At 62.7% G+C, this 19,793-nt stretch carries 22 protein-coding genes and 1 other RNA gene; 11 read left to right on the top strand and 12 right to left on the bottom strand.

Going from position 1 to position 19,793, the window contains the following annotated elements; translation table 11 throughout:
* Positions 1–15: 15 nt before the first annotated feature.
* The 4 genes from ACSQ3G_RS21335 to ffs form a co-directional block, all read right to left on the bottom strand.
* Positions 16–585 (bottom strand): hypothetical protein, encoded by a 570-nt coding sequence (locus tag ACSQ3G_RS21335; RefSeq protein WP_436111448.1) that lies wholly within the window; start codon positions 583–585, stop codon positions 16–18.
* A gap of 163 nt (positions 586–748) precedes the next feature.
* A complete protein-coding gene (locus ACSQ3G_RS21340) occupies positions 749–1,072 on the bottom strand; it encodes a YbaB/EbfC family nucleoid-associated protein (RefSeq protein WP_038547916.1) in 324 nt (107 codons plus the stop codon).
* Between the two features lie 17 nt (positions 1,073–1,089).
* The gene (locus ACSQ3G_RS21345; protein ID WP_436111449.1) at positions 1,090–2,976 is read right to left on the bottom strand and encodes a DNA polymerase III subunit gamma/tau; all 1,887 of its coding nucleotides are present in this window, start codon (positions 2,974–2,976) and stop codon (positions 1,090–1,092) included.
* An 86-nt stretch (positions 2,977–3,062) separates the two neighbouring features.
* Positions 3,063–3,159: signal recognition particle sRNA small type (ffs, locus tag ACSQ3G_RS21350), an RNA gene on the bottom strand.
* 86 nt (positions 3,160–3,245) lie between these two features.
* Between ffs and ACSQ3G_RS21355 the strand changes: the two genes are divergently transcribed.
* From ACSQ3G_RS21355 to ACSQ3G_RS21370, 4 genes are all read left to right on the top strand, one after another.
* Positions 3,246–3,653, top strand: a complete 408-nt coding sequence (locus tag ACSQ3G_RS21355; RefSeq protein ID WP_436111450.1) for an HIT family protein — start codon at positions 3,246–3,248, stop codon at positions 3,651–3,653.
* Positions 3,650–4,609, top strand: coding sequence for an NAD(+) diphosphatase (gene nudC / locus ACSQ3G_RS21360; protein ID WP_436111451.1), 960 nt, complete (start codon positions 3,650–3,652; stop codon positions 4,607–4,609). The genes ACSQ3G_RS21355 and nudC overlap by 4 nt, the downstream gene beginning before the upstream one ends.
* Before the next feature lie 4 nt (positions 4,610–4,613).
* Entirely contained in the window at positions 4,614–5,309 is a 696-nt protein-coding gene (locus tag ACSQ3G_RS21365) for a helix-turn-helix transcriptional regulator (protein WP_436111452.1), read from the top strand.
* A 101-nt stretch (positions 5,310–5,410) separates the two neighbouring features.
* Positions 5,411–5,785 carry a VOC family protein gene (locus ACSQ3G_RS21370; protein ID WP_436111453.1) on the top strand — a complete coding sequence of 125 codons (375 nt, stop codon included), beginning with the start codon at positions 5,411–5,413 and terminating at the stop codon, positions 5,783–5,785.
* 152 nt (positions 5,786–5,937) lie between these two features.
* Here ACSQ3G_RS21370 and ACSQ3G_RS21375 read toward each other — a convergent pair whose 3' ends face one another.
* Both ACSQ3G_RS21375 and ACSQ3G_RS21380 read right to left on the bottom strand, forming a co-directional pair.
* Complete coding sequence (locus ACSQ3G_RS21375) at positions 5,938–6,801, bottom strand: prephenate dehydratase (protein ID WP_436111454.1); 864 nt, start codon at positions 6,799–6,801, stop codon at positions 5,938–5,940.
* An 11-nt stretch (positions 6,802–6,812) separates the two neighbouring features.
* Positions 6,813–7,571 carry a 3-deoxy-manno-octulosonate cytidylyltransferase gene (locus ACSQ3G_RS21380; RefSeq protein ID WP_046667193.1) on the bottom strand — a complete coding sequence of 253 codons (759 nt, stop codon included), beginning with the start codon at positions 7,569–7,571 and terminating at the stop codon, positions 6,813–6,815.
* A 151-nt stretch (positions 7,572–7,722) separates the two neighbouring features.
* Here ACSQ3G_RS21380 and ACSQ3G_RS21385 point away from each other — a divergent pair, with 151 nt between their 5' ends.
* Entirely contained in the window at positions 7,723–8,304 is a 582-nt protein-coding gene (locus ACSQ3G_RS21385) for a c-type cytochrome (RefSeq protein WP_046667194.1), read from the top strand.
* An 89-nt stretch (positions 8,305–8,393) separates the two neighbouring features.
* Here the strand turns inward: ACSQ3G_RS21385 and ACSQ3G_RS21390 are convergent, their stop codons facing one another.
* Complete coding sequence (locus tag ACSQ3G_RS21390) at positions 8,394–9,338, bottom strand: AEC family transporter (RefSeq protein ID WP_105424713.1); 945 nt, start codon at positions 9,336–9,338, stop codon at positions 8,394–8,396.
* Positions 9,339–9,725: 387 nt separating this feature from the next.
* Between ACSQ3G_RS21390 and ACSQ3G_RS21395 the strand changes: the two genes are divergently transcribed.
* A complete protein-coding gene (locus ACSQ3G_RS21395) occupies positions 9,726–10,718 on the top strand; it encodes an adenosine kinase (protein WP_436111455.1) in 993 nt (330 codons plus the stop codon).
* Positions 10,719–10,736: 18 nt separating this feature from the next.
* Here the strand turns inward: ACSQ3G_RS21395 and ACSQ3G_RS21400 are convergent, their stop codons facing one another.
* Positions 10,737–11,279: an SH3 domain-containing protein gene (locus ACSQ3G_RS21400; protein WP_046667197.1), complete on the bottom strand. Its 543-nt coding sequence runs from the start codon at positions 11,277–11,279 to the stop codon at positions 10,737–10,739.
* Positions 11,280–11,531: 252 nt separating this feature from the next.
* Between ACSQ3G_RS21400 and ACSQ3G_RS21405 the strand changes: the two genes are divergently transcribed.
* Entirely contained in the window at positions 11,532–12,536 is a 1,005-nt protein-coding gene (locus ACSQ3G_RS21405; protein WP_436111456.1) for a 2-hydroxyacid dehydrogenase, read from the top strand.
* Positions 12,537–12,538: 2 nt separating this feature from the next.
* Here ACSQ3G_RS21405 and ACSQ3G_RS21410 read toward each other — a convergent pair whose 3' ends face one another.
* Genes ACSQ3G_RS21410 through recF form a run of 3 tightly spaced genes read right to left on the bottom strand, consistent with a single transcriptional unit; the run spans position 12,539 to position 14,977 of the window.
* Entirely contained in the window at positions 12,539–13,024 is a 486-nt protein-coding gene (locus ACSQ3G_RS21410) for a GNAT family N-acetyltransferase (protein ID WP_436111760.1), read from the bottom strand.
* The gene (locus ACSQ3G_RS21415) at positions 13,024–13,809 is read right to left on the bottom strand and encodes a molybdopterin-synthase adenylyltransferase MoeB (RefSeq protein WP_436111457.1); all 786 of its coding nucleotides are present in this window, start codon (positions 13,807–13,809) and stop codon (positions 13,024–13,026) included. Before ACSQ3G_RS21415 ends, ACSQ3G_RS21410 begins: the two co-directional genes overlap by 1 nt.
* Positions 13,810–13,852: 43 nt before the next feature.
* Positions 13,853–14,977: a DNA replication/repair protein RecF gene (gene recF / locus ACSQ3G_RS21420; protein ID WP_436111458.1), complete on the bottom strand. Its 1,125-nt coding sequence runs from the start codon at positions 14,975–14,977 to the stop codon at positions 13,853–13,855.
* Positions 14,978–15,262: 285 nt separating this feature from the next.
* On the opposite strand from recF, the gene ACSQ3G_RS21425 reads away from it, so the two are divergent.
* The 3 genes from ACSQ3G_RS21425 (at position 15,263) to ACSQ3G_RS21435 (ending at position 17,604) form a co-directional block, all read left to right on the top strand.
* Entirely contained in the window at positions 15,263–16,762 is a 1,500-nt protein-coding gene (locus ACSQ3G_RS21425; protein WP_436111459.1) for a globin-coupled sensor protein, read from the top strand.
* A gap of 97 nt (positions 16,763–16,859) precedes the next feature.
* Positions 16,860–17,405 (top strand): cupin domain-containing protein, encoded by a 546-nt coding sequence (locus ACSQ3G_RS21430; protein WP_436111460.1) that lies wholly within the window; start codon positions 16,860–16,862, stop codon positions 17,403–17,405.
* Positions 17,398–17,604, top strand: coding sequence for a SlyX family protein (locus ACSQ3G_RS21435; protein ID WP_105417025.1), 207 nt, complete (start codon positions 17,398–17,400; stop codon positions 17,602–17,604). Before ACSQ3G_RS21430 ends, ACSQ3G_RS21435 begins: the two co-directional genes overlap by 8 nt.
* Positions 17,605–17,619: 15 nt before the next feature.
* On the opposite strand, the gene ACSQ3G_RS21440 is transcribed toward ACSQ3G_RS21435, so the two are convergent.
* Positions 17,620–18,798 carry a low temperature requirement protein A gene (locus ACSQ3G_RS21440; RefSeq protein WP_436111461.1) on the bottom strand — a complete coding sequence of 393 codons (1,179 nt, stop codon included), beginning with the start codon at positions 18,796–18,798 and terminating at the stop codon, positions 17,620–17,622.
* A gap of 305 nt (positions 18,799–19,103) precedes the next feature.
* Here ACSQ3G_RS21440 and ACSQ3G_RS21445 point away from each other — a divergent pair, with 305 nt between their 5' ends.
* Positions 19,104–19,685, top strand: a complete 582-nt coding sequence (locus ACSQ3G_RS21445; protein ID WP_436111462.1) for a LysE family translocator — start codon at positions 19,104–19,106, stop codon at positions 19,683–19,685.
* The last annotated feature ends 108 nt before the right edge of the window (positions 19,686–19,793 follow it).

A 19,793-nucleotide genomic window follows, 5' to 3' on the forward strand; every position in this document is an offset into this window, starting at 1 on the left:
CTGGCGAACGGCGATCTATTCCTGGCATGAATCTAGCCGAACAAAAGGCGGCAACAGAAAGCCATTTTTCCGCTCGTCCTTGGTTAGCAGATCCTTCCGCTTAACTTGGACGGCCATGTGCTTGCTGCAGGCAATGGAGAGGGCGGTCAAATTACCGAAGGCAATGTACGGCGTTTGATCACCGGAGGAAATGTCGGTGACCGGGATTAGGAACGGTGCCATCTGCTCATTGGATGTAGCCGGATCATTGACTTCTTTAAAGCATTCGTAAGCGACGGATTTGTCACTATTTTTCTTGACGGTACGCAAGTCTAAATTGCACATGGGTATCACATCGCTGCATATGACAACGCCATCGATAGACCAAACCAGTTTGGACTTTCGCCAAGTTTCAAATCTTACCAGCTCCGCGTAGAATGGGTGTTCTCCAGCGCGCACCTTATAGAAGATTTTAGTGTCGTCGCCCGTATTAGACTGATCAAAGACATAAACACGCTTGTTACGATCGCACTGGCTCGCATTGACAACCGTCGGCGCGAATAGAGTAGCTGCGAGGCAAAGGCGAAAAACGCCGGCGATCTTCATGAAAAACCTTATGAGATCTGTGGAACTACTGGGTGAAATATGAGAGCAATTCCAGCAAAAGTATGGCGCTGTTTTGCGCCGGGAATTGCTTGAAAACAAAGAGATAGAGCCTTTCCGCAATTCGAAGAAAGCAGGAATGCCTTAAAGACCGAATTGCGTTCTTTCAGAACGGCATCTTGAAGCCGGGCGGGATCGGCAGGCCGGCGGTCAGTTCCTTGGTCTTTTCGGCGGCGATCGCCTCGGCGCGCTCCTTGGCGGCCTTGTGGGCGGCGACGATCAGGTCCTCGAGGATCTCGACATCGTCCTCCTTGAACAGCGACGGATCGATCTTGAGGCCGAGCATGTCGCCCTTGCCGTTGAGCCGCACGGTCACCAGCCCGCCGCCGGATGTGCCTTCGACGTCGAGAGCGGCGATTTCCGCCTGCATCTGCTCCATCTTGGCCTGCATTTCCTTGACCTTGCCCATCATGCCCATGATGTCGCGCATCTGTCTGTCCTCTTCTCTTATAGCTCGATGTCGTCGCCGGGCAGGATGTCGCCCTCTTCGGATTCCGCGGTCGCCGCCGCCGGCAGGTCCTCGGTCTCGGTTTCATCCTCTTCCGTCACGCGGATGCGCACGTCGGTGATCCTGGCGCCGGGGAACTGGGCGAGGATCGCCGCAACGTCCGGATCGGCGCGGGCGTCGGTGAACTGCGCCTCCCGCACGCTCTTTTCGGATTCGACCAGCGTCGGCTCGCCAGCCTCGTTGCTGAGCGTCACCCACCAAGTGATCCCGGTCCATTCCTCCAGCCGCGCCTTCAGGTCGCCGGCAATGGTCTTCGGCGCGTCGCCAGACAGATTGATCTCCAGCCGGCCCGGCTCGATCTTCACCAGCCGCACGAAATTGCGCAGCAGCGCCTTCAGCCGCGGATCGCGGTTCTTGGAGCAGAGATCGGCGATATCCGAGACCGAATTGACCGGGACCTTCGGCACCGGCTTTTCGGCCGGCTGTTCTTCCGCGCGACCGACCGGCATTTCGCGCGGCGTCGTATTCGGCACGGCCTGCAGCATCGCGGTCGGACCGCCGGAAGGAACACGCGGGCTCGACATTTCGGTGCCGCGGGCATTGACCGGCGATTGCGGCGGCGAAACTGGGCGTCCGCCGCCATTGCCGCTCGGAACCGGCGCACGCTGGCCGTCGCCATTGGAAAATTCGGCAAGGCGGCGCGCGGCATCTTCCGGCGAGGGAAGATGGGCCGCGTGCGTCAGCCGGATGAGCACCATTTCGGCCGCCCCCGCCGGGCGCGAGGAATTTTCGACTTCCGGAATGCCCTTCAGGAGCATCTGCCAGATGCGCGACAGCGTACTCACCGCGACGCCGTCCGCAAATTCGCGGCCGCGCAAGCGCTCCACTTCGCTGATCGAAGGATCGTTGGCGGCGTCCGGGATATATTTGAAACGGGTGGTCAGATGGGTGAAATCGGCAAGGTCGGTCAAAACCACGACCGGATTGGCGCCGGCCTCGTATTGCTCCGTAAATTCCGAAAGCGCCGCCGTCACGTCACCGCGCACGATATGCTCGAACAGGTCGACGATGCGGGCGCGGTCGGCAAGCCCCAGCATGCCGCGCACGGTCTCGGTGATCACCTGGCCGCCGCCATGGGCGATCGCCTGGTCGAGCAGCGACAGCCCGTCGCGCGCCGACCCTTCTGCTGCACGGGCGACCATGGCAAGCGCTTCCGGCTCGGCCGGAATGCCTTCCTTTTCCAGGATCGAGGTGAACAGGTGAACCAGGTCCGCGGCGCTGATGCGGCGCAGGTCGAACCGCTGGCAGCGCGACAGCACGGTGATCGGAACCTTGCGGATTTCGGTCGTCGCGAAGATGAACTTCACATGCTCCGGCGGCTCTTCGAGCGTCTTCAACAGGCCGTTGAAGGCCTGTGTCGAGAGCATGTGCACTTCGTCGATGATATAGACCTTGTAGCGGGCCGAGACCGGACGGTAGCGCACCTGCTCGATGATCTCACGGATATCGTCGATGCCCGTATGGGAGGCGGCGTCCATCTCGATCACGTCGACATGCCGGCCTTCCATGATCGCCTGGCAATGTTCGCCGGGAATCCTGAGGTCGATGGTCGGTTTGTCGATATCGGAGGTCTTGTAGTTCAGCGCGCGGGCGAGAATGCGGGCGGTCGTCGTCTTGCCGACCCCGCGAACGCCGGTCAGCATGTAGGCCTGGGCGATGCGGCCGGTCTCGAACGCGTTGGTCAGGGTGCGGACCATCGGCTCCTGGCCGACCATCAGGTCCGAGAAATCCTTGGGACGGTATTTGCGGGCGAGCACCCGGTATCCGCTGCCTGCGGCGGGATTGGCGGCGGAGGTGCTTGAAGATGTGGGCCCGGTATCGCTCATTCAGTCCTGCCAGCCTGCGCGGGCCAATCCTGAGCACGGTCTTGACCGGGCCGGAAGCTGACCAAGATGGTAGTACAAGTAAAAGGGTGGGAGGCTGGCACGGCGACCCGTGCCTGGCTCGTTAGGGCTGCTTCCTTCCGGACCTGACCCGGTTGGCGAGTGGCTCGTCCACCACCAACCTCCCGCTTCCCATATCGTCAATAACGCTTCCAAATGCAAGCCAACCCTGTAAAAAACTGCTATCGAACAGAAAAACAAGGGAGGAAAGTTTGAGCGAATTCGAACTGGATGGCAGGATTGCCCGCGATTCCGATCTTGTGACGGTGCTGGGCCTCTGCCAATTGCGCATCCAGAACGACAGCCGCTGGCCGTGGCTGGTCATGGTGCCGCAACGCGCCGGCATGACCGAGATCTTCGATCTTTCGCCAGCCGAACAGGCGCTGCTCTCGGTCGAGGTCAACAGGGTGGCCGCCGCCCTGAAGACGGTGACCGGCGCCACCAAGATCAATGTCGGCGCACTCGGCAATATCGTCCGCCAGCTGCATGTCCATGTCATCGCCCGGTTCGAGGGCGACCCGAACTGGCCCGGCCCGATATGGGGTTTCGGCCAGCCGGTGACCTATGAAGAGCAACAAAAGCAAGATTTTCTCAACAAACTGGTTGAAGCCCTTTCATGACAGCGAACCTTTTCGACACCGACGCACCCCATCCCGAACCGAGCAAGCTGACGGCTTTTTCCGGCAATAAGCTGGATCGCCGCGCCGAATACCGTGAGGACGATTGCGTCGAGAAGGCGCTCGCCGTGGAAGGCGCCCATATCCTCGCCTTCACCGGCAGCCGGCTGATCCTGAAGCACGACAGCCAGATCCTCGACCCGCTGTTTTCGCCCTACGAGCTCGCGGAACTCACGCCGGATTTCGACAACGCCGTGCTGCTCGGCTATCGCGAGACCGGCGAACCGCGCATCGCCGTGCCGATGCTGATCCCGGCGGAGGAACTGGCAAGCCACTACAAGCCGACCGAGGCGAGGGCGCTCTTTCGCGACCAGCTCATCGAAGGCGAGTTGCAGGGCGAGGTGGCGCAAGCCGTTGCACTGCTTAACTGGAATGCGGCCAACAAATTCTGCGGCAAATGCGGCTCGCCGACCGAAACCAGGATCGGCGGCTACAAGCGGGTCTGCACCCAGTGCCAGCACATGACCTTTCCGCGCACCGACCCGGTGGTGATCATGCTGACCGTCGATATCGAGCGAGACCGCTGCCTGCTTGGCCGCAGCCACCATTTTCAGGAGGGCATGTATTCCTGCCTCGCCGGTTTCGTCGAACCGGGTGAAACGATCGAGGATGCGGTCCGCCGCGAAACCTTCGAGGAATCCGGCATCGAGACCGGCCGGGTCCGCTATCACGCCTCGCAGCCCTGGCCGATGCCGCATTCGCTGATGATCGGCTGTTACGCCGAGGCAAAATCCATCGAGATCAAGATCGATCCGCAGGAAATGGCCGATGTCCGCTGGTTCGAGCGGGCCGAGGCCGAGGCCATGCTCGATGCCGGCCCGGACGCTCCGGTTTTCGCGCCGGTCAAGGGGGCGATCGCCCATCGCCTTCTGCGCGACTGGATCGAGTGGAGCCGGTAGAACCATGACCGTCGCGCGGTCGGAGCGCCTGCTGGCTCTTCTCCAGACGCTCCGGCGCTACCGCCAGCCCGTCAGCGGCGCCAAGCTCGCCGCCGAGACCGGCGTCAGCCTGCGCACGCTCTATCGCGATATCGCCAGCCTCCAGGCGCAGGGCGCTTTCATCGAAGGCGAGGCGGGTCTCGGTTATGTCCTGAGACCCGGCTTCATGTTGCCGCCGATGATGTTTTCGGAAGAAGAGATCGAGGCGCTGGTGCTCGGCTCCCGCTGGGTCGCAAAGACTGCCGATCCGCGGCTGGCCGCCGGCGCGGTCGATGCGCTCGCCAAGATCGCCGCCGTCCTGCCGGCAGATCTCAGGCAGGAACTCGACAGTTCGACGCTGCTTGTCGGAGCGCCGCGGCGAAACGAGGACAGGGCCGATCTCGGCCTGATCCGAAAGGCGATCCGCGCCGAGCATATCCTTGAACTCGCATATGAGGACGAAAAGGGGGCCCTGACCCATCGAAAAGTCTGGCCCTTCGCCCTCGGCTTCTTCGACAGCGTCAGGGTGATGGTTGCCTGGTGCGAACTGAGGCAGGACTTCCGGCATTTCCGCACCGACCGCATCTCCTCTGCGGCTTGGACGGAAACACGTTATCCGCGCCGCCGGCCGGTCTTGCTCAAGGAGTGGCGAGAGGCTGAAGGAATTCCGGCCCAGCCATGAACGCTACTGCCATTATCTGACAGTAGGCTGCGATAATCTCCGGTCAGTCCCAACCAGTAGCAATTCTCGGCAGAGGGAATTGCGTCACAAGGAGAACCGACATGGTCCATCCCGATTTCACCATCCTCTTCGTCGACAACCCGCTCGCCAGCGCGGATTTCTACCAGTCCCTCTTCGGCGTCGAACCCGTGGAAAAGTCCCCCACCTTTACGCTCTTCGTGCTGAACACCGGCATGAAGCTTGGCCTGTGGTCGCGCCACACGGCTGAACCGTCGGTGAAGGGCGAGTGCGGCGGCGGCTCGGAAGTCTGCTTCAGGCACGGGGACGCAGCCGGCGTGGACAAGACTTATGCCGACTGGTCGGGCCGCGGCCTGCGCGTGCTGCAGACGCCTGTGGAGATGGATTTCGGCTACACGTTCGTCGTCACCGATCCGGACGGACACCGGCTGCGGGTCTATGCGATGAGCGCACGGTAAGCGCAAACAGCCGTGAGGGTTGGGCGGGTGTGGCACCCGCTCTGCCCTGCCGGGACTCTCCCCTCGAGGGGACGATCGCAACCCGACGTGTCCAGGCCGATCCTCGGGTTCAACACGAAGGCATTAGCGTGTCCCGTTCTCAGGCTCGCCTCTCACCCCTTTTGCAGAGCCCCCCGCATCGGGTGGCCCTTATACGTGCCGAGAACCCGTACCTTTTCCGAGAAGAACCGCAGTTCTTCCAGCGCCCGGCGCACCGGGGCGTCGTCCGGATGGCCTTCGATATCCGCATAGAACTGGGTCGCCACGAACTTGCCGCCGAGCTGGTAGCTCTCGAGCTTCGTCATGTTGATGCCGTTGGTCGCAAAACCGCCCATCGCCTTGTAGAGCGCGGCCGGAATGTTGCGGACGTTGAACACGAAGGTGGTCACGAGCACCTCGTCCGGATCGTTCCGCTGCACCCATTTTTCGTCGCGGGAGAGCACGACGAAACGGGTGACGTTGTCGTCCCGGTCCTCGACATTTTCCGCCAGGATCTCAAGCCTGTAAAGATCGGCCGCAAGCCGCGGCGCCAGTGCCGCCATGGTGCGGTCGCCCTTTTCAGCCACCATCTTGGCGGAACCCGCCGTGTCGCCGGCGACGACGGCCTTCCAGCCGTTCGAGCGGATGATCTTTCGGCACTGGCCGAGTGCATGGATATGGCTGTGGACGGTGCGGATTTCCTCGTGGGTCACGCCAGGCAGCACCATCAGCTGGAAGCGGATCGGCATGAAATATTCGCCGATGATATGCAGCCGCGATTCCGGCAGGAGATGATGGATATCGGCGACGCGTCCGGCGATCGTGTTCTCGATCGGGATCATCGCCAGGTCCGCATCGCCGTTTTCGAGCGCCTGGAAGGCGTCCTCGAAAGTCGGGCACGGAAGCGGTTCCATGGTCGGGAACATGTCGCGGCAGGCCATGTCGGAATTGGCGCCGAAATCGCCCTGGAAGGCGATGCGATTGGTGAGTGCGTTCATGGGGTTATCCGTTACGAGGAGGCACGGGCAAAGAGGATCGCACGGGCCTTTTCAAGGTCGGCGGGAGTATCGACGCCTAAGGGAACCGAGTCAACGATCTCGGCATCGATGCGCATCCCGGCTTCGAGCGCCCTCAGCTGTTCGAGCGATTCGCGCTTTTCGAGCACGGACGGCCCGAGCGACACGAACTTTTCAAGCGCAGCGCGGCGATAGGCGTAGAGCCCGATATGGTGGTAGAGCGGCCCGTTGCCGTAGGGCGCGGTGGCGCGGGTAAAATAGAGCGCCTTCAACCGGGTGGCGGAAATCGGCGAGCCGACGATTTTCACCACGTTCGGATTGGTCTTTTCGTGTTCGTCGGTGATCTCGACGGTGAGGGTGGCGATGTCGGTCGACGGATTGTCGAGCGGGCGCAGCGAGGCGCGCACCGCTTCCGGCTCGATCGTCGGCAGGTCGCCCTGAACGTTGATCACGAAGTCCATCTGCGCGTCCGGATCGGCCTTCTGGACGGCCTCGAAAATCCGGTCCGAGCCGCTTTGATGGTCCTGCCGGGTCATCACCACGTCGAAGCCCGCAGCGGCCACGGCGTCGTAGACGTCCTGGTGGTCGACGGCGACGATGATTCGCCCGACTTGCGCTTCCTCGGCGCGTTTTGCTACCTGCACGATCATCGGCAGGCCGGCAATATCAGCCAGAGGTTTCCCCGGCAGGCGGGTCGATGCCATTCGCGCCGGGATCAACACCAGCGTCCGGTCAAAAGCCGAATTCTTCATGAGAGACCCTTCTATTCCCGCGTAAACAGTGTCAAAAAGTCTCACGCGCGGGACGATAATCGTGTTGCAACAACCATGCAAAAGACATAGGTTCCGCGCGATTTCAAGATGGTCCGCTTTCCCACAGGCGGTTGCGAAGGAGCTTTTGCGGATGAACCCCAATGTCAACATGGCGGCAGGCGCCCTGCTTGCTACTGTTTTCGTCTTGATGTCGGTGTCCATTGCCTCGGAAGGCATTTTCCACTCGGAGGTACCCGAGAAGGCAGGTTTTGCCATCGTCGCCGCCGAAGAGCCCGCAGCCGGTGAAGCCGCTGCACCCGCTGCTGCCGCCGTTCCGATCGCGCAGCTGCTGGCGAAAGCCGACGCCAAGGCCGGGGAAGCCGCATTCAAGAAGTGTCAGAGCTGTCATTCCGGGGAGAAGGGCGGACCGAACAAGGTCGGCCCCGATCTCTGGAGCATTGTCGACCGTCCTATCGCCGGACATGAAGGCTTTTCCTATTCGGCCGGCATGAAGGAGTTCTCCAAGGGCGGTGCCGAGCACTGGACCTTCGACAACCTCAACCATTTCCTGACCGCTCCGAAAGCTTTCGTGAAGGGTACGGCGATGGGCTTCGCCGGTCTGAAGAACGATGCCGAGCGCGCCAACCTGATTGCTTACCTGCGCACGCTGGCTGATTCGCCCGTTCCGCTTCCGGACCCGAATGCAGCCGCTCCGGCGCCCGCCACCAACTGATCGGCAAGTCCCACGAATTCCAATTGAAATGCCCGGCGTCAGTCGGGCATTTTTGTTTTGGGCTTTCGTAATCGGAGATGCGGCTTGGCTCAGCCGAGCAGCCATGCCCAGAAGCCGACGGTGAAGACGCCGAATGCGGTGGTCATGCTGATCACCGAGGCCGCAAGGCTATGGCCGGAGCGGAAGCGCTGGGCGATCAGCCAGGCATTGATGCCGGTCGGCACCGAGGCGGTCAGCACCAGCGCCGCGGTCCAGTCCTTCGGCAGGCCAAACAGATAACTCATCAGGAAGACGAGCGCCGGCAGCACCAGCAGCTTCAGCACCGCAGCGGCGCCCGAAAGGCCGATATCGCCCCGGATCGGATATCTGGTCAGCGCCATGCCGATCGATATCAGGGCGACCGGGCTCGCCGCGGCGGAAATCTGGTCGACGACGATGGCGGCCGCCGACGGGAGATGCAGGCCGAGGAAATTGAAGCCGACGCCGACGATGAGCGCGATCACCAGGGGGTTGCGGGCAAGGTTGGAGCCTACTTGCCCGAGGACCGCTACGATGCCGCGCTTTTCACCGCCGTCGACCTTGGCGGCCGCGCCCTCCATCAGGATCGTGCCGGCCACCATCATCAGCGGCAGGTGGATCGCAAGCAGGATGGAGATCGCCACTAGGCCATCCTTGCCGACGACTTGGGCGACCAGCGGCAGTCCGATGAAGACGTTGTTGGCGAAAGAGCCGGACATGCCGGCGATCACGCCGATCTTCGCATCCCGGCCGAAAACGCGGGTGGTGAGCATATGACCGATCCCCCAGGTCATGGCGACCCCGAGGAAATAGACGGTCCACAGCCGAAACGGCGAGGCCCCTTCGAAATGCGCATCCGCCAGCGTCCGGAAGATCAGCATGGGTACGGCGATCTTGAACACGAATTCGCCGAGTGCGTCGCCTGTCTCCTCCTTCAATATCCCGGTTTTCGCTGTCATCCAGCCGATCAGGATCAGGATGAAGAGGGGCACGACATTCAGGAAGACGGAGGACAAGGGGCAGGCTTTCTGTGGAGACGTTTTTATGCGTCTAACGCATGTCGCGGCTCGCGACAAATACGTTTGGTGCAGAGAAGCTGTTTGGCAGGACGGCGCGGCGACGGCGCCCAACAAAAAAGCGGGGCAATCCCCGCTTTCCCTCCTGGTCTCGTCCAGGACATCCGGTGGTCGGCCGCCAGTTCATCCGTGGTCGGCAACGCAACCGGATCGTCGAATGTATAACCTGTGATCGTGACAGCAGAGTGACGGCCCAGGGTCGGCCTAGTCAGAGTTGGGGCAAAACGCCCCGGATTGCGGGCGTCGCGGTTATTTTCCCTTCCAATCGGTTCAAAACCCGAATACCGGTTTTCGCGACAAACTGCTTCCCAAGAGGATCAAGACCGGATGCCCAAGTTCGACGTGCTCACCATCGGCAATGCCATCGTGGATATTCTCGCCCGCTGCGACGACAATTTCCTGAGCGACAATGCGATTACCAAGGGCGCGATGAACCTGATCGATGCCGAGCGCGCCGAACTCCTCTATTCGAAGATGGGCCCGGCAGTGGAAGCGTCCGGCGGTTCGGCCGGCAACACGGCGGCCGGCATTGCCGGTTTCGGCGGCAAGGCCGCCTATTTCGGCAAGGTTGCGGAAGACCAACTCGGCAACATCTTCCAGCACGACATCCGCGCCCAGGGCGTGCACTATCAGACCAGGCCGGAAGGCAACAATCCGCCGACCGCCCGTTCGATGATCTTCGTGACGCCGGATGGCGAGCGTTCGATGAACACCTATCTTGGCGCCTGCGTTGATCTCGGCCCGGAACATGTCGAAGAGGATGTCGTTGCCGAGGCCAAGGTCACCTATTTCGAAGGGTATCTCTGGGATCCTCCGCGCGCCAAGGAAGCGATCCGCGAATCGGCCCGCATCGCCCATGAGCATGGTCGCGAAGTGTCGATGACGCTGTCTGACCCCTTCTGCGTCGGCCGCTACCGTGCCGAATTCCTCGACCTGATGCGTTCCGGCACGGTCGACATCGTGTTCGCCAACAAACAGGAAGCGCTGTCGCTCTACGAGACAGAGGATTTCGAACTGGCGCTGAAGAAGATTTCGCAAGATTGCAAGCTGGCGGCCGTGACGCTCAGCGAGGAAGGCGCAATCATCATTCGCGGCGACGAGCGCGTGAAGATCGACGCCTATCCGATCAGGGAACTGGTCGATACTACCGGCGCCGGCGACCTCTTCGCGGCCGGGTTCCTGTTCGGTTATACCCAGGATCGTTCGCTCGAGGATTGCGGCAAGCTCGGCTGCCTTGCGGCCGCCATCTGCATCCAGCAGATCGGCCCGCGCCCGATGGCGTCGCTCATTGAAGCTGCGAAGAAGCAAGGCCTCCTTTGAGGCCTCGCAGGGAAGAGCTTATTTAAAGGCCTCGCCGGGATAGGCGCCCCAGATTTCGGCCTGGGCGATCCAGCCCTCGGCGCCGTTGGTTTCGGCGCGGCACCAGTCGCCGTTGCATTCCTTGATCTGTAGCACGACACCCGGTTCCAGCTTGGCGAGGATGGCAGCCGTCGCCTGCGGGTCGCGGCGCATGTTGACGTAGATATCCTTGCCCTTGCCGCGCATCCAGGGGGCCGCGACCGCAGTCCGGTCGCCCGAGAGCAGGGCCTGGTTCACCCAGCCCTCGGTGCCCTCGGCGTCGCGAACGCGCCGCCAGTTTTCGTATTCCTGGATGATTTCCATCGGCGTGCCGGACTTCATATACATCCAGGAAACCGCATAGTCGGTGCTCGGGCCGATGCGGATATTGACCTTCCTCGACTTGAGGCTGACGAAACGCGGCAGCGGCAGGCCGCTCGGACCCTTGGCGGCGCCCTGAGCATAGCTCGGGGCGGTTGCGGACAGGGAGGCGACAAGCCCGAAGGAAAGAGCGATGAAAGAGCTGAGAATGGCGCGACGCATATGTTTGGTTCCGGCTGAGCGATCTCGGGCTTTCGGGAACCTCGCGAGGTTTTGTTTGTCTTCGCTGACGGGTCTGGTAGAAAACGCCCTGGATGAATTGAATATCGCGCGACTTGGTTAAGGACCTCCTAAAGCAGGTCGCCCGAAAGCGGGTGCCGGTTTCGGGATAACGACATATGTCGAACAAAGCTTGAAGCACGAACCCCGGATACGTTCAGGTTTCGTGCTTCAAGGCGTCAGGCAGAGAGTTTCATGACGGCGAAGAAGAAACCCAAGGTCTACATTACCCGTAAGCTGCCGGATGCGGTGGAAACCCGCATGCGCGAGCTGTTCGAGGCCGAACTCAATATCGACGACACGCCGCGTTCGCGCGACGAGTTGGCGGCCGCCATGAAGTCTGCCGACGTGCTGGTGCCGACGGTGACCGACCGTATCGACGAGGCGCTGATCGAGGAGGCCGGGCCGCAACTCAAGTTGATCGCCAGCTTCTCCAACGGCTTCGACCATATCGATGTCGACGCCGCCGCCAGGAAAGGCATCACCGTTACCAACACGCCGAACGTGCTGACCGAGGACACGGCAGACATGACCGTGGCGCTGATCCTCGCGGTCAACCGGCGGCTCGCGGAGGGTTCGCGCATCCTGACCGACAAGCCGGGCGAGTGGACGGGCTGGAGCCCCACCTGGATGCTCGGCCGGCGGATCTGGGGCAAACGTATCGGCATCGTCGGCATGGGCCGCATCGGCACCGCGGTCGCCCGCCGCGCCAAGGCTTTCGGCCTGTCGATCCACTACCATAACCGCAAGCGTGTCAGCCCTGCGACGGAAGAGGATCTCGAGGCAACCTATTGGGACAGCCTCGACCAGATGCTCGCACGCGTTGATATCGTCTCGGTCAATTGTCCCTCGACGCCAGCGACCTTCCATCTTCTCTCGGCGCGGCGCCTGGCGCTGATGCAGCCGGGCTCGATCATCGTCAACACCGCCCGCGGCGACATCATCGACGAGGCGGCGATGATCCAGCTTCTGCGCGACAACAAGATCGCCGGCGCCGGCCTCGACGTCTACCAGAACGAGCCGGCGATAAACCCGAAACTCGTCAAGCTCGCCCATCAGGGCCGGGTCGTGCTGCTGCCGCATATGGGCTCGGCAACGATCGAGGGACGGATCGACATGGGCGACAAGGTGATCATCAACATCCGCACCTTCTTCGACGGCCACCGCCCTCCGAACCGGGTGCTTCCGGGCCGCAACTGATCTCAAGTCAGCCGCTTCTGCATCTCGATCGAGGTGGTGCGGGTGAAGCCAGGATGGGAGTTTTCCGCCGTCCTGGCGAAACCCCATCTTGCGAAGGTCGCATGATTGCCGGCGAGTTCGATGCGGGTTTCGAGCCGCAGGGCGGGCAAGCCTTTTTCCCGAGCAATCCCTTCCGCGACGGTCAACAGCCGGCGGCCTATGCCCTTGCCCTGGCTGGCCGGGGCGATGGCGAGCTTGCCGATATAGAGGAAGCCCGGCTCCGGTTTGCAGAAGACGCAGCCGGCGAGCCTGCCGCCTTCGGTCGCCGCAAACGCGATCTCGTCGCGGGCCTTCCGGTCGAGCGAGGCGAGCGTCAGGCGATGTGCGGAGGAAGGCGGATCAATGACGCCGTCCATATAGGCGAAAGAAGAGAGGATGAGAGCCAGAAGCTCGTCCCAGCGCCCGAAATCCTCGTCAATGCGAACAATCTCAACCGCGGCGGGCTCCATCACTCGGCGGCAGCCTTGGCCGTACGGCGCTTGTATTTGATCATGTCGAAGCGGGCGGACAGCGAATCGTAGAGCATCAACCGCCCGACCAGCGGTTCGCCGATGCCGGTCACGAGCTTGATCGCCTCCATCGCCATCAGCGTGCCGACCACCCCCGTCAGGGCACCCAGGACGCCGGTCTCGGCGCAGGACGGGATCAGTCCCGCCGGCGGCTTTTCCGGAAAGAGGTCGCGATAGCCGGGATTGAGAACGCCGTCCGGTCCCGTCTCGTATGGCTTCATCACCGTCACCGAACCGTCGAACCGGCCGACCGCGCCGGTCACCAGCGGGATCCGGGTGGCTTCCGCGGCATCGGCGGCCGCATAACGGGTGTCGAAATTGTCGGAACCGTCGATCAGCAGGTCGAACAGGGCGAGCTTGCGGGCCGCCCATTCGGCGGAAAAACGCTCCTCGAAATCGACGACCCGGACATGCGGGTTGAGCCGGGCGATCGCCTCGCGGGCGCTCCTGGTCTTCATCTCGCCGATCGTGCCGGTATCGTGGATGACCTGCCGCTGCAGGTTGGAAAGGGAAACGCGGTCGTCGTCGATGATCCCGAGCGTGCCGATGCCGGCGGCCGCCAGGTACTCGAGGATCGGCGCGCCTAGCCCACCGGCGCCGATCACCAGCACGCGGGCATTCTTCATCTTCTGCTGCCCCGCGCCGCCGATTTCCGGCAGCAGGATATGACGGCGGTAACGCTCGATCTCGTCTTGGCTCAATTTTTCCGGGGTCAGGCTTTCCATGGTGCAATCATATCACCGGCCGCCGGGCCGCGTAAGGTGGATATCAAACGCTGATGCCGCCATGCGCAACGGTAAAGAACTGTGCCCGGTCGGCCAGCGCGGAAAACATCGCCTGGTCCGTGCCGGTCATGAAGGACTGGCCGCCGAGACCGTGAACGAGATCGAAGAGAGCCGCCCGCCGGCCTTCATCGAGATGGGCGGCGATCTCGTCGAGCAGCAGGATCGGCGCGTAACCGGTCATGTCGGCGGTGAGCCGCGCATGGGCGAGCACGAGGCCGATCAGCAGCGCTTTCTGCTCGCCCGTCGAGCAGCGCTCTGCCTCCATGTCCTTCTCCCGATGGCGCACCAGCAGGTCGGAGCGGTGCGGTCCGTCGAGCGTGCGGCCGGCGGCGGCATCGCGGCCGCGGCCGTTGCGCAGCATGTCGAGATAGTCTTCCTCGAGATCGGCCGACGGGCGGTCCATCACGCCGTCCATGAAGCCTTCCAGCGTCAGCACCGGCGTCGGGAACGGCGTTTCGCCGGAATTGCCGGATAGGGTCCTCAGAAGCCCGAGCATCTCCTGCCGGGCGGCGGCCATGGCGATGCCGAGGCCGGCCATCTGCGCCTCGATGGCCGACAGCCAGGAAGGGTCGAAACGGCCTTCCGACAGCAGCTTGTTGCGGCTGCGCATGGCGCGCTCGAAGTCGCTCGCCCGCCGGCCATGGGCGGGATCGAGCGACAGGACGAGACGATCGAGGAAACGGCGGCGGTCCGACGAGGCACCGGTGAACAGCCCGTCCATTGCCGGCGTCAGCCACAGGACGCTCAGGTGGTCGGTAAGCTCCTCGGTTGATTTGGCCGGGGTGCCGTTGATCCTGAGCTTGCGGGTAACGCTTTCGCCTTCGCCCGGCTCGATGCCGGTGCCGATCGAGACCTCGCCGTCCATGCCGTCGACATCGGCAAAGATAGTGAACCCGCCGGCGGCGCCGACGCGCGTCACGTCGGACAGCACGGCGCGGCGCAGTCCGCGGCCGGGCGACAGGAAGGAGACGGCTTCCAAGAGATTGGTCTTGCCCGCGCCGTTCTCGCCCGTCAGCACCACATGGCGCCCGTCGAGCGGCAGCGCCGCTTCCGCATAATTGCGGAAATCGGTGAGCTTCAGCCGGGAAAGGGAGGTCTTTTGCGCCATCGGGAATCTTAAGGTTTCGTGAAACAGGAGCTAAGGGCTCGAAGCCCGGATGGCAAGCTCTTGCTTGGAAGACCTATACCCTCAGCCTGACGCTCCTTCGGCGCGAGGTGGTGAGGCCTTCCCCCGAATGTCGTTTTCAATGCAGTCCAATTTTTTATAATTATTCAAAAACTAGGAGGCATGGCTAACAGCGCGTTAAAGCTTCGCTCCTAGAAGTGCCGATGCACGCATACGCATCTCATGTCCGGATGGCCGTGTGGACCCCTTCAATCTCCGGAGACCCCCATGAAAGACCAGAACCACAAAGCCGATCTCGCCGAACGCCTTGAATTCATCGGCCTTGGCCAAGAGCAGCGCCGGTCTCTGGCCGAGATTCGGCCCGTCATCAAGGAAACGGTCGGCGGCGCGCTGGATGCCTTCTACCGCAAGGTCAAGGGCAACCCGCAGACGGCTAAGTTCTTCTCCAATGATGCCCAGATCGCCCATGCCAAGAGCCGCCAGGCTGCCCATTGGGAAGGCATCGCATCCGGCAGATACGATGCCGAATATGTGGACGCGGTTTCCGCGATCGGCCGTACCCATGCGCGGCTCGGTCTCGAACCGCGCTGGTATATCGGCGGTTACGCGCTGGTCCTCGATGGCATCATCCGCGCCGTGGTGGCCCGGGAGATGAGCGGCTTCTTCCAGGAGAAGAAGGCGAAGGTGCTTTCCGAACATCTTTCTTCCGTCGTCAAGGCCGCCCTGCTGGACATGGACTACGCCATTTCGGTCTATCTCGAGGCGCTGGGCGATGAGCGCAGAGAGGTCGAAGCCAGGCAGGAAAAGGCCAAGGCCGAGCAGGACGCAGCGCTTGCGGCGCTCGATGGCGCCCTGAAGAGCCTTTCCGATGGTGATCTGACATCCGAACTCTGGCAGGAACTGGCACCGAATTTCGCCAAGCTGCGGCAGAACTACAATTCCTCCGTTGCCGAGCTCGACGCGGCGATGCGCGAGATCAGCACCTCCGTCGAACAGGTGCGCGCCGAGGCGGGCGGCATTTCGTCGGCTGCAGAAAACATGGCCCGGCGCACGGAGCAGCAGGCTTCTGCGCTCGAACAGACAGCGGCGGCATTGGAAGAGATTACCACGATTTCCGGCCAGGCCGCGCAGCGGACCCGCGAAGTGCAGGTGATTGCCCGTGAATCCGCCTCGGAGACGGTCCGCTCCGGCAAGGTGGTCGAGGAAGCGATTGCAGCGATGGGCGATATCGAGCAGTCCTCGCAGAAGATGACCCAGATCATCGGGGCGATCGACGAGATCGCCTTCCAGACCAATCTTCTGGCGCTCAATGCAGGCGTGGAAGCGGCCCGCGCGGGCGAACAGGGCAAGGGTTTTGCGGTCGTCGCGCAGGAAGTCCGCGAGCTGGCGCAGCGATCCGCGGCGGCCGCCAAGGAGATCAAGGAACTGATCGACCAGTCTTCGACGGACGTCCACCGCGGCGTCGAACTCGTCAACAGGACGGGACAGGCGTTGGTCGGCATCGGTGATCGCGTCAAGTCGATCGACGACCATATCTCGTCGATCGCCCGCTCGGCCCAGGAACAGGCTTCCGGCATCGAGGAGATCAATTCTGCGATCCGCAGCATGGACCAGATCACCCAGCAGAACGCCGCGCTGATGGAGGAGACCAACGCCTCGACCCGGAGCCTCGTCGGAATCAGCGGCCGGCTGGCGGCGCTGCTCGGCCACTTCAAGACAAAGGCGGTGCGTGAGACCCGCACCGAGCGTCCGCGCCTGCGTGCCTGATCTTCGGCCCGGAATCCGGTCCAGAATTCGGCCAGAAACATGGACCGGGCGGCGCCGGTCGGCTAGTGTCCTGTGGTTTTCCGAAGGAGGCCGCGACATGACCGACAGAAACCGCCCGTCCTGCATCGCCCATTGGGCCGAAGTGGAAAAGCCCGAGGAAGGGCATTACCGCGGCGACGACGAGCTGATGGGGTTCGGCGCGCCGCTGGCCCGCCATTTTGGCCTGACGCGGCTCGGCATCCATCATGAGCGGTTGCCGCCGGGGCGACGCACCTCCTTTCCGCATGCCGAAAGCGCCGAGGAGGAGTTCGTCTACGTGATCGAGGGAACGCCGGAAGCCTGGCTGGATGGCGAGGTCTATCCGCTGAAGCCGGGCGACTCGGTGGGCTTTCCGGCCGGCACCGGCTTGGCGCACACCTTCATCAACAATACCGATGCGGAAGTACGGCTGCTGGTGGTAGGCGAGGCTTCCACGCATGCGAACCGTATAGTTTATCCCAAGCATCTCGACATGAAGCCGATCCGCTCCGACTGGTGGGACGATGCGCCGGTGCGGCCGCTCGGACCCCATGACGGCATGCCGGACGCGGTTCGTGCCGAAAAAACGGCCAGGAAGGCCGCGAAGGAAGATCCAAGTGAGTGACGAACAAAGACTGGTCAAGCTCGAGGAGCTGGCCGCCCATCAGGCCAAGGTGATCGAGGAATTGTCCGATCAGCTCGCCGAGCAATGGAAGGTGATGGAACAGACGCGCGCCAAGCTCGACCGGCTGACCGAGCGGTTCCTGTCGCTGGAGGAGACCTCGCTGGAAGCGCCGGCCGTCACCAGGCCGCCGCATTATTGACCGCCCGGTTGCCGCTCAGGCGGCGCGGGGCATGCGCCGCCTGAGCGCGACATATTCCCAGGTGGCGACGAAGAGCAGGATCGCGGTAGCGAGGACCTGGATCGCAAAATTGGCGATGAAGGGTACCGAGAGGAAGCAGGCGGCGAGGAGGATGACGCCGGCGGCATGCGAATAGGGGATGAAGCGTGACGAGACCGTCTTCATCCAGGCCGTGCCGGCGAGGAACAGGATCGGCCCGCCGAGCATGGCGAGTGCGTGGACGTAGGAGCCTTCTTCCTGCGGATGCGAGAGGCTGAAATCCTCACCCACGGCAGTGAGGATAATGCCGGCGACGATCGGCAGGTGTCCGTAGGTGAAGAGATGCTGGGCGGTCGCCTGCGGCTGGGCCGTCTCTTCCGCCTTGTCGGCTGCCTTTTCCTGGCCGTCATGGAAATAGATCCACCACATGACGATGGTCGAGAGAAACGCGCAGCAGAGCACCAGCGGCGTGCCGGCATTGTCCATGTGGCTTGCGGCATTCTTGCCGGTGGTAAGGATTGTCTCGCCGAGCGCGATGATGACGAACAGCGCGCAGCGTTCGGCCAGATGCTCGCCGCTGATGTCGAGCGTTTCGGGCGGCGAGGCGCCGATCGAAGGCACCCAGTAGCGCATCGCCGGACCGGCATATTCGATGGCAAGGGCGGCGATCCAAAGGGTCGCCCGCATCTGCGGCTCGGCAAGCCCACCGGCGATCCACAGCGCGCTTGATACGGCCAGCCAGGCGGTGATCCGGAAGAAGGTCATGAAGGAGGCGGCATCGGTTCCCCGGAACGCATAAAGCGCAAACAGCGAGCGGATGAGCTGCATCGCCGAATAGGCGAGCGCGAAGACGAGGCCCATGTCCGTGAAGGCCTTCGGCAGCGCGATGGCCAGCACGATGCCGCAGAACATCAGCACGAAGAGCAGCAGTCTGACCGGCTCGATCTCGGTATCGAGGAGATTGGTGACCCAGGTCGTGTGGATCCACACCCACCAGAGCGCGAAGATGAAGAGGATTGCCTCGGCGGCGATGCCGATGCTGAAGTCGGAGGCGAGCGTCTCGGAAAGCTGGATCAGCGCGAAGACGAAGACGAGATCGAAGAAAAGCTCTGGAAAGCTCGCCTTGGTCGATTGGACATCGTCCTTTCGAAGCCAATCGTGGTTGCTCTCGGTCATCAGGCTCCTTGCGGGCGCCTCGTTCCGACGGGACGAGGAAGAGGCCCTAGCTAATATCTAGGGCGTTGTCTCAGAAAGCCGAGGGTGGTTCGGAGCGTGTTCGGAACATCCAAGGCGCCTTGACCCCAAGCGCAAATTGCCCAACCACGGCATCGCCGACCGATCTGGAACCATCACCGCTGGTTCGTGGCCCGCATGCCTTCGCCGAGAACATAAGCTGGTTTGACGGGTGTCAATCGGCATGCTGAAAATGCTGATAGAGAGGAAGGGGCCGGACCGTGCCGGCCACTTTGACAGGCAGTTGCATGACCCTTCCGGAATTCACCCTCGCCATCCTCCTGCTTCTCTGCACGCCGGGGCCGACCAACACGCTGATGGCGCTTGGCGGGTATGCGCGCGGCTGGCTGAGGGGCCTGCCCCTGATCGCCGGTGAACTCGGCGGTTATCTGCTGGTGATCGTGCCGGCGGCAACGCTTGCGGCGCCTTTCTTCGATGCCTATCCGCAGGCGCTGATCTGGGCGAAGCTCGCGGCGGGCGTCTGGGTTCTTTATCTCGGCTATAGCCTGTGGATGTCCGAAAAGCAGGCGAAGGAAGCGGTGGAAATTTCCATCCGCCAGGTCTTGGTCACGACGGTGCTGAACCCCAAGGCGCTGATTATCGCGCTCGTCATCATGCCGCATGGCGGCCTGCAGGAACTTGCGCCCTGGCTCGCGCTGTTTGCGGGACTGGTAATCTGTGCCGCCAGTGGCTGGATCGCCTTCGGCAGCCTGATGCGGCGAACGGAGCGTTTCGAGGTGAAGCCGGTCGTCGTGCGCCGCGCTGCCGCCGCCTGCCTCGTCCTCTTCGCAATGATCCTCGCCAGCGGATCGATCCAGTCGCTGGCCTGAGAGCGCTGGCCTGAAATCGGGGGGCCCCGGCCCAGTTGACGAATCAAAGAGGGATCGGCATTTTTGTTTGGCGTGGCCTGCGCCGAACCTCCCCGGACCTTCTCCAGC

Origin of the sequence: Neorhizobium tomejilense (assembly GCF_964254135.1) — a bacterium.
In the GTDB taxonomy this organism is placed as follows: Bacteria; Pseudomonadota; Alphaproteobacteria; order Rhizobiales; family Rhizobiaceae; genus Neorhizobium; species Neorhizobium tomejilense.

Excerpts from the sequence above, each read along its gene's own strand:
- ACSQ3G_RS21335 (WP_436111448.1), bottom strand. The coding sequence starts at position 585 with ATGAAGATCGCCGGCGTTTTTCGCCTTTGCCTCGCAGCTACTCTATTC.
- ACSQ3G_RS21375 (WP_436111454.1), bottom strand. The coding sequence starts at position 6,801 with ATGAACGCACTCACCAATCGCATCGCCTTCCAGGGCGATTTCGGCGCC.
- ACSQ3G_RS21405 (WP_436111456.1), top strand. The coding sequence starts at position 11,532 with ATGACGGCGAAGAAGAAACCCAAGGTCTACATTACCCGTAAGCTGCCG.
- ACSQ3G_RS21340 (WP_038547916.1), bottom strand. The coding sequence starts at position 1,072 with ATGCGCGACATCATGGGCATGATGGGCAAGGTCAAGGAAATGCAGGCC.
- ACSQ3G_RS21430 (WP_436111460.1), top strand. The coding sequence starts at position 16,860 with ATGACCGACAGAAACCGCCCGTCCTGCATCGCCCATTGGGCCGAAGTG.
- recF (WP_436111458.1), bottom strand. The coding sequence starts at position 14,977 with ATGGCGCAAAAGACCTCCCTTTCCCGGCTGAAGCTCACCGATTTCCGC.
- ACSQ3G_RS21345 (WP_436111449.1), bottom strand. The coding sequence starts at position 2,976 with ATGAGCGATACCGGGCCCACATCTTCAAGCACCTCCGCCGCCAATCCC.
- ACSQ3G_RS21370 (WP_436111453.1), top strand. The coding sequence starts at position 5,411 with ATGGTCCATCCCGATTTCACCATCCTCTTCGTCGACAACCCGCTCGCC.
- ACSQ3G_RS21410 (WP_436111760.1), bottom strand. The coding sequence starts at position 13,024 with ATGGAGCCCGCCGCGGTTGAGATTGTTCGCATTGACGAGGATTTCGGG.
- ACSQ3G_RS21365 (WP_436111452.1), top strand. The coding sequence starts at position 4,614 with ATGACCGTCGCGCGGTCGGAGCGCCTGCTGGCTCTTCTCCAGACGCTC.
- ACSQ3G_RS21415 (WP_436111457.1), bottom strand. The coding sequence starts at position 13,809 with ATGGAAAGCCTGACCCCGGAAAAATTGAGCCAAGACGAGATCGAGCGT.
- ACSQ3G_RS21385 (WP_046667194.1), top strand. The coding sequence starts at position 7,723 with ATGAACCCCAATGTCAACATGGCGGCAGGCGCCCTGCTTGCTACTGTT.
- ACSQ3G_RS21380 (WP_046667193.1), bottom strand. The coding sequence starts at position 7,571 with ATGAAGAATTCGGCTTTTGACCGGACGCTGGTGTTGATCCCGGCGCGA.
- ACSQ3G_RS21395 (WP_436111455.1), top strand. The coding sequence starts at position 9,726 with ATGCCCAAGTTCGACGTGCTCACCATCGGCAATGCCATCGTGGATATT.
- ACSQ3G_RS21400 (WP_046667197.1), bottom strand. The coding sequence starts at position 11,279 with ATGCGTCGCGCCATTCTCAGCTCTTTCATCGCTCTTTCCTTCGGGCTT.
- ACSQ3G_RS21425 (WP_436111459.1), top strand. The coding sequence starts at position 15,263 with ATGAAAGACCAGAACCACAAAGCCGATCTCGCCGAACGCCTTGAATTC.
- ACSQ3G_RS21440 (WP_436111461.1), bottom strand. The coding sequence starts at position 18,798 with ATGACCGAGAGCAACCACGATTGGCTTCGAAAGGACGATGTCCAATCG.
- ACSQ3G_RS21445 (WP_436111462.1), top strand. The coding sequence starts at position 19,104 with ATGACCCTTCCGGAATTCACCCTCGCCATCCTCCTGCTTCTCTGCACG.
- nudC (WP_436111451.1), top strand. The coding sequence starts at position 3,650 with ATGACAGCGAACCTTTTCGACACCGACGCACCCCATCCCGAACCGAGC.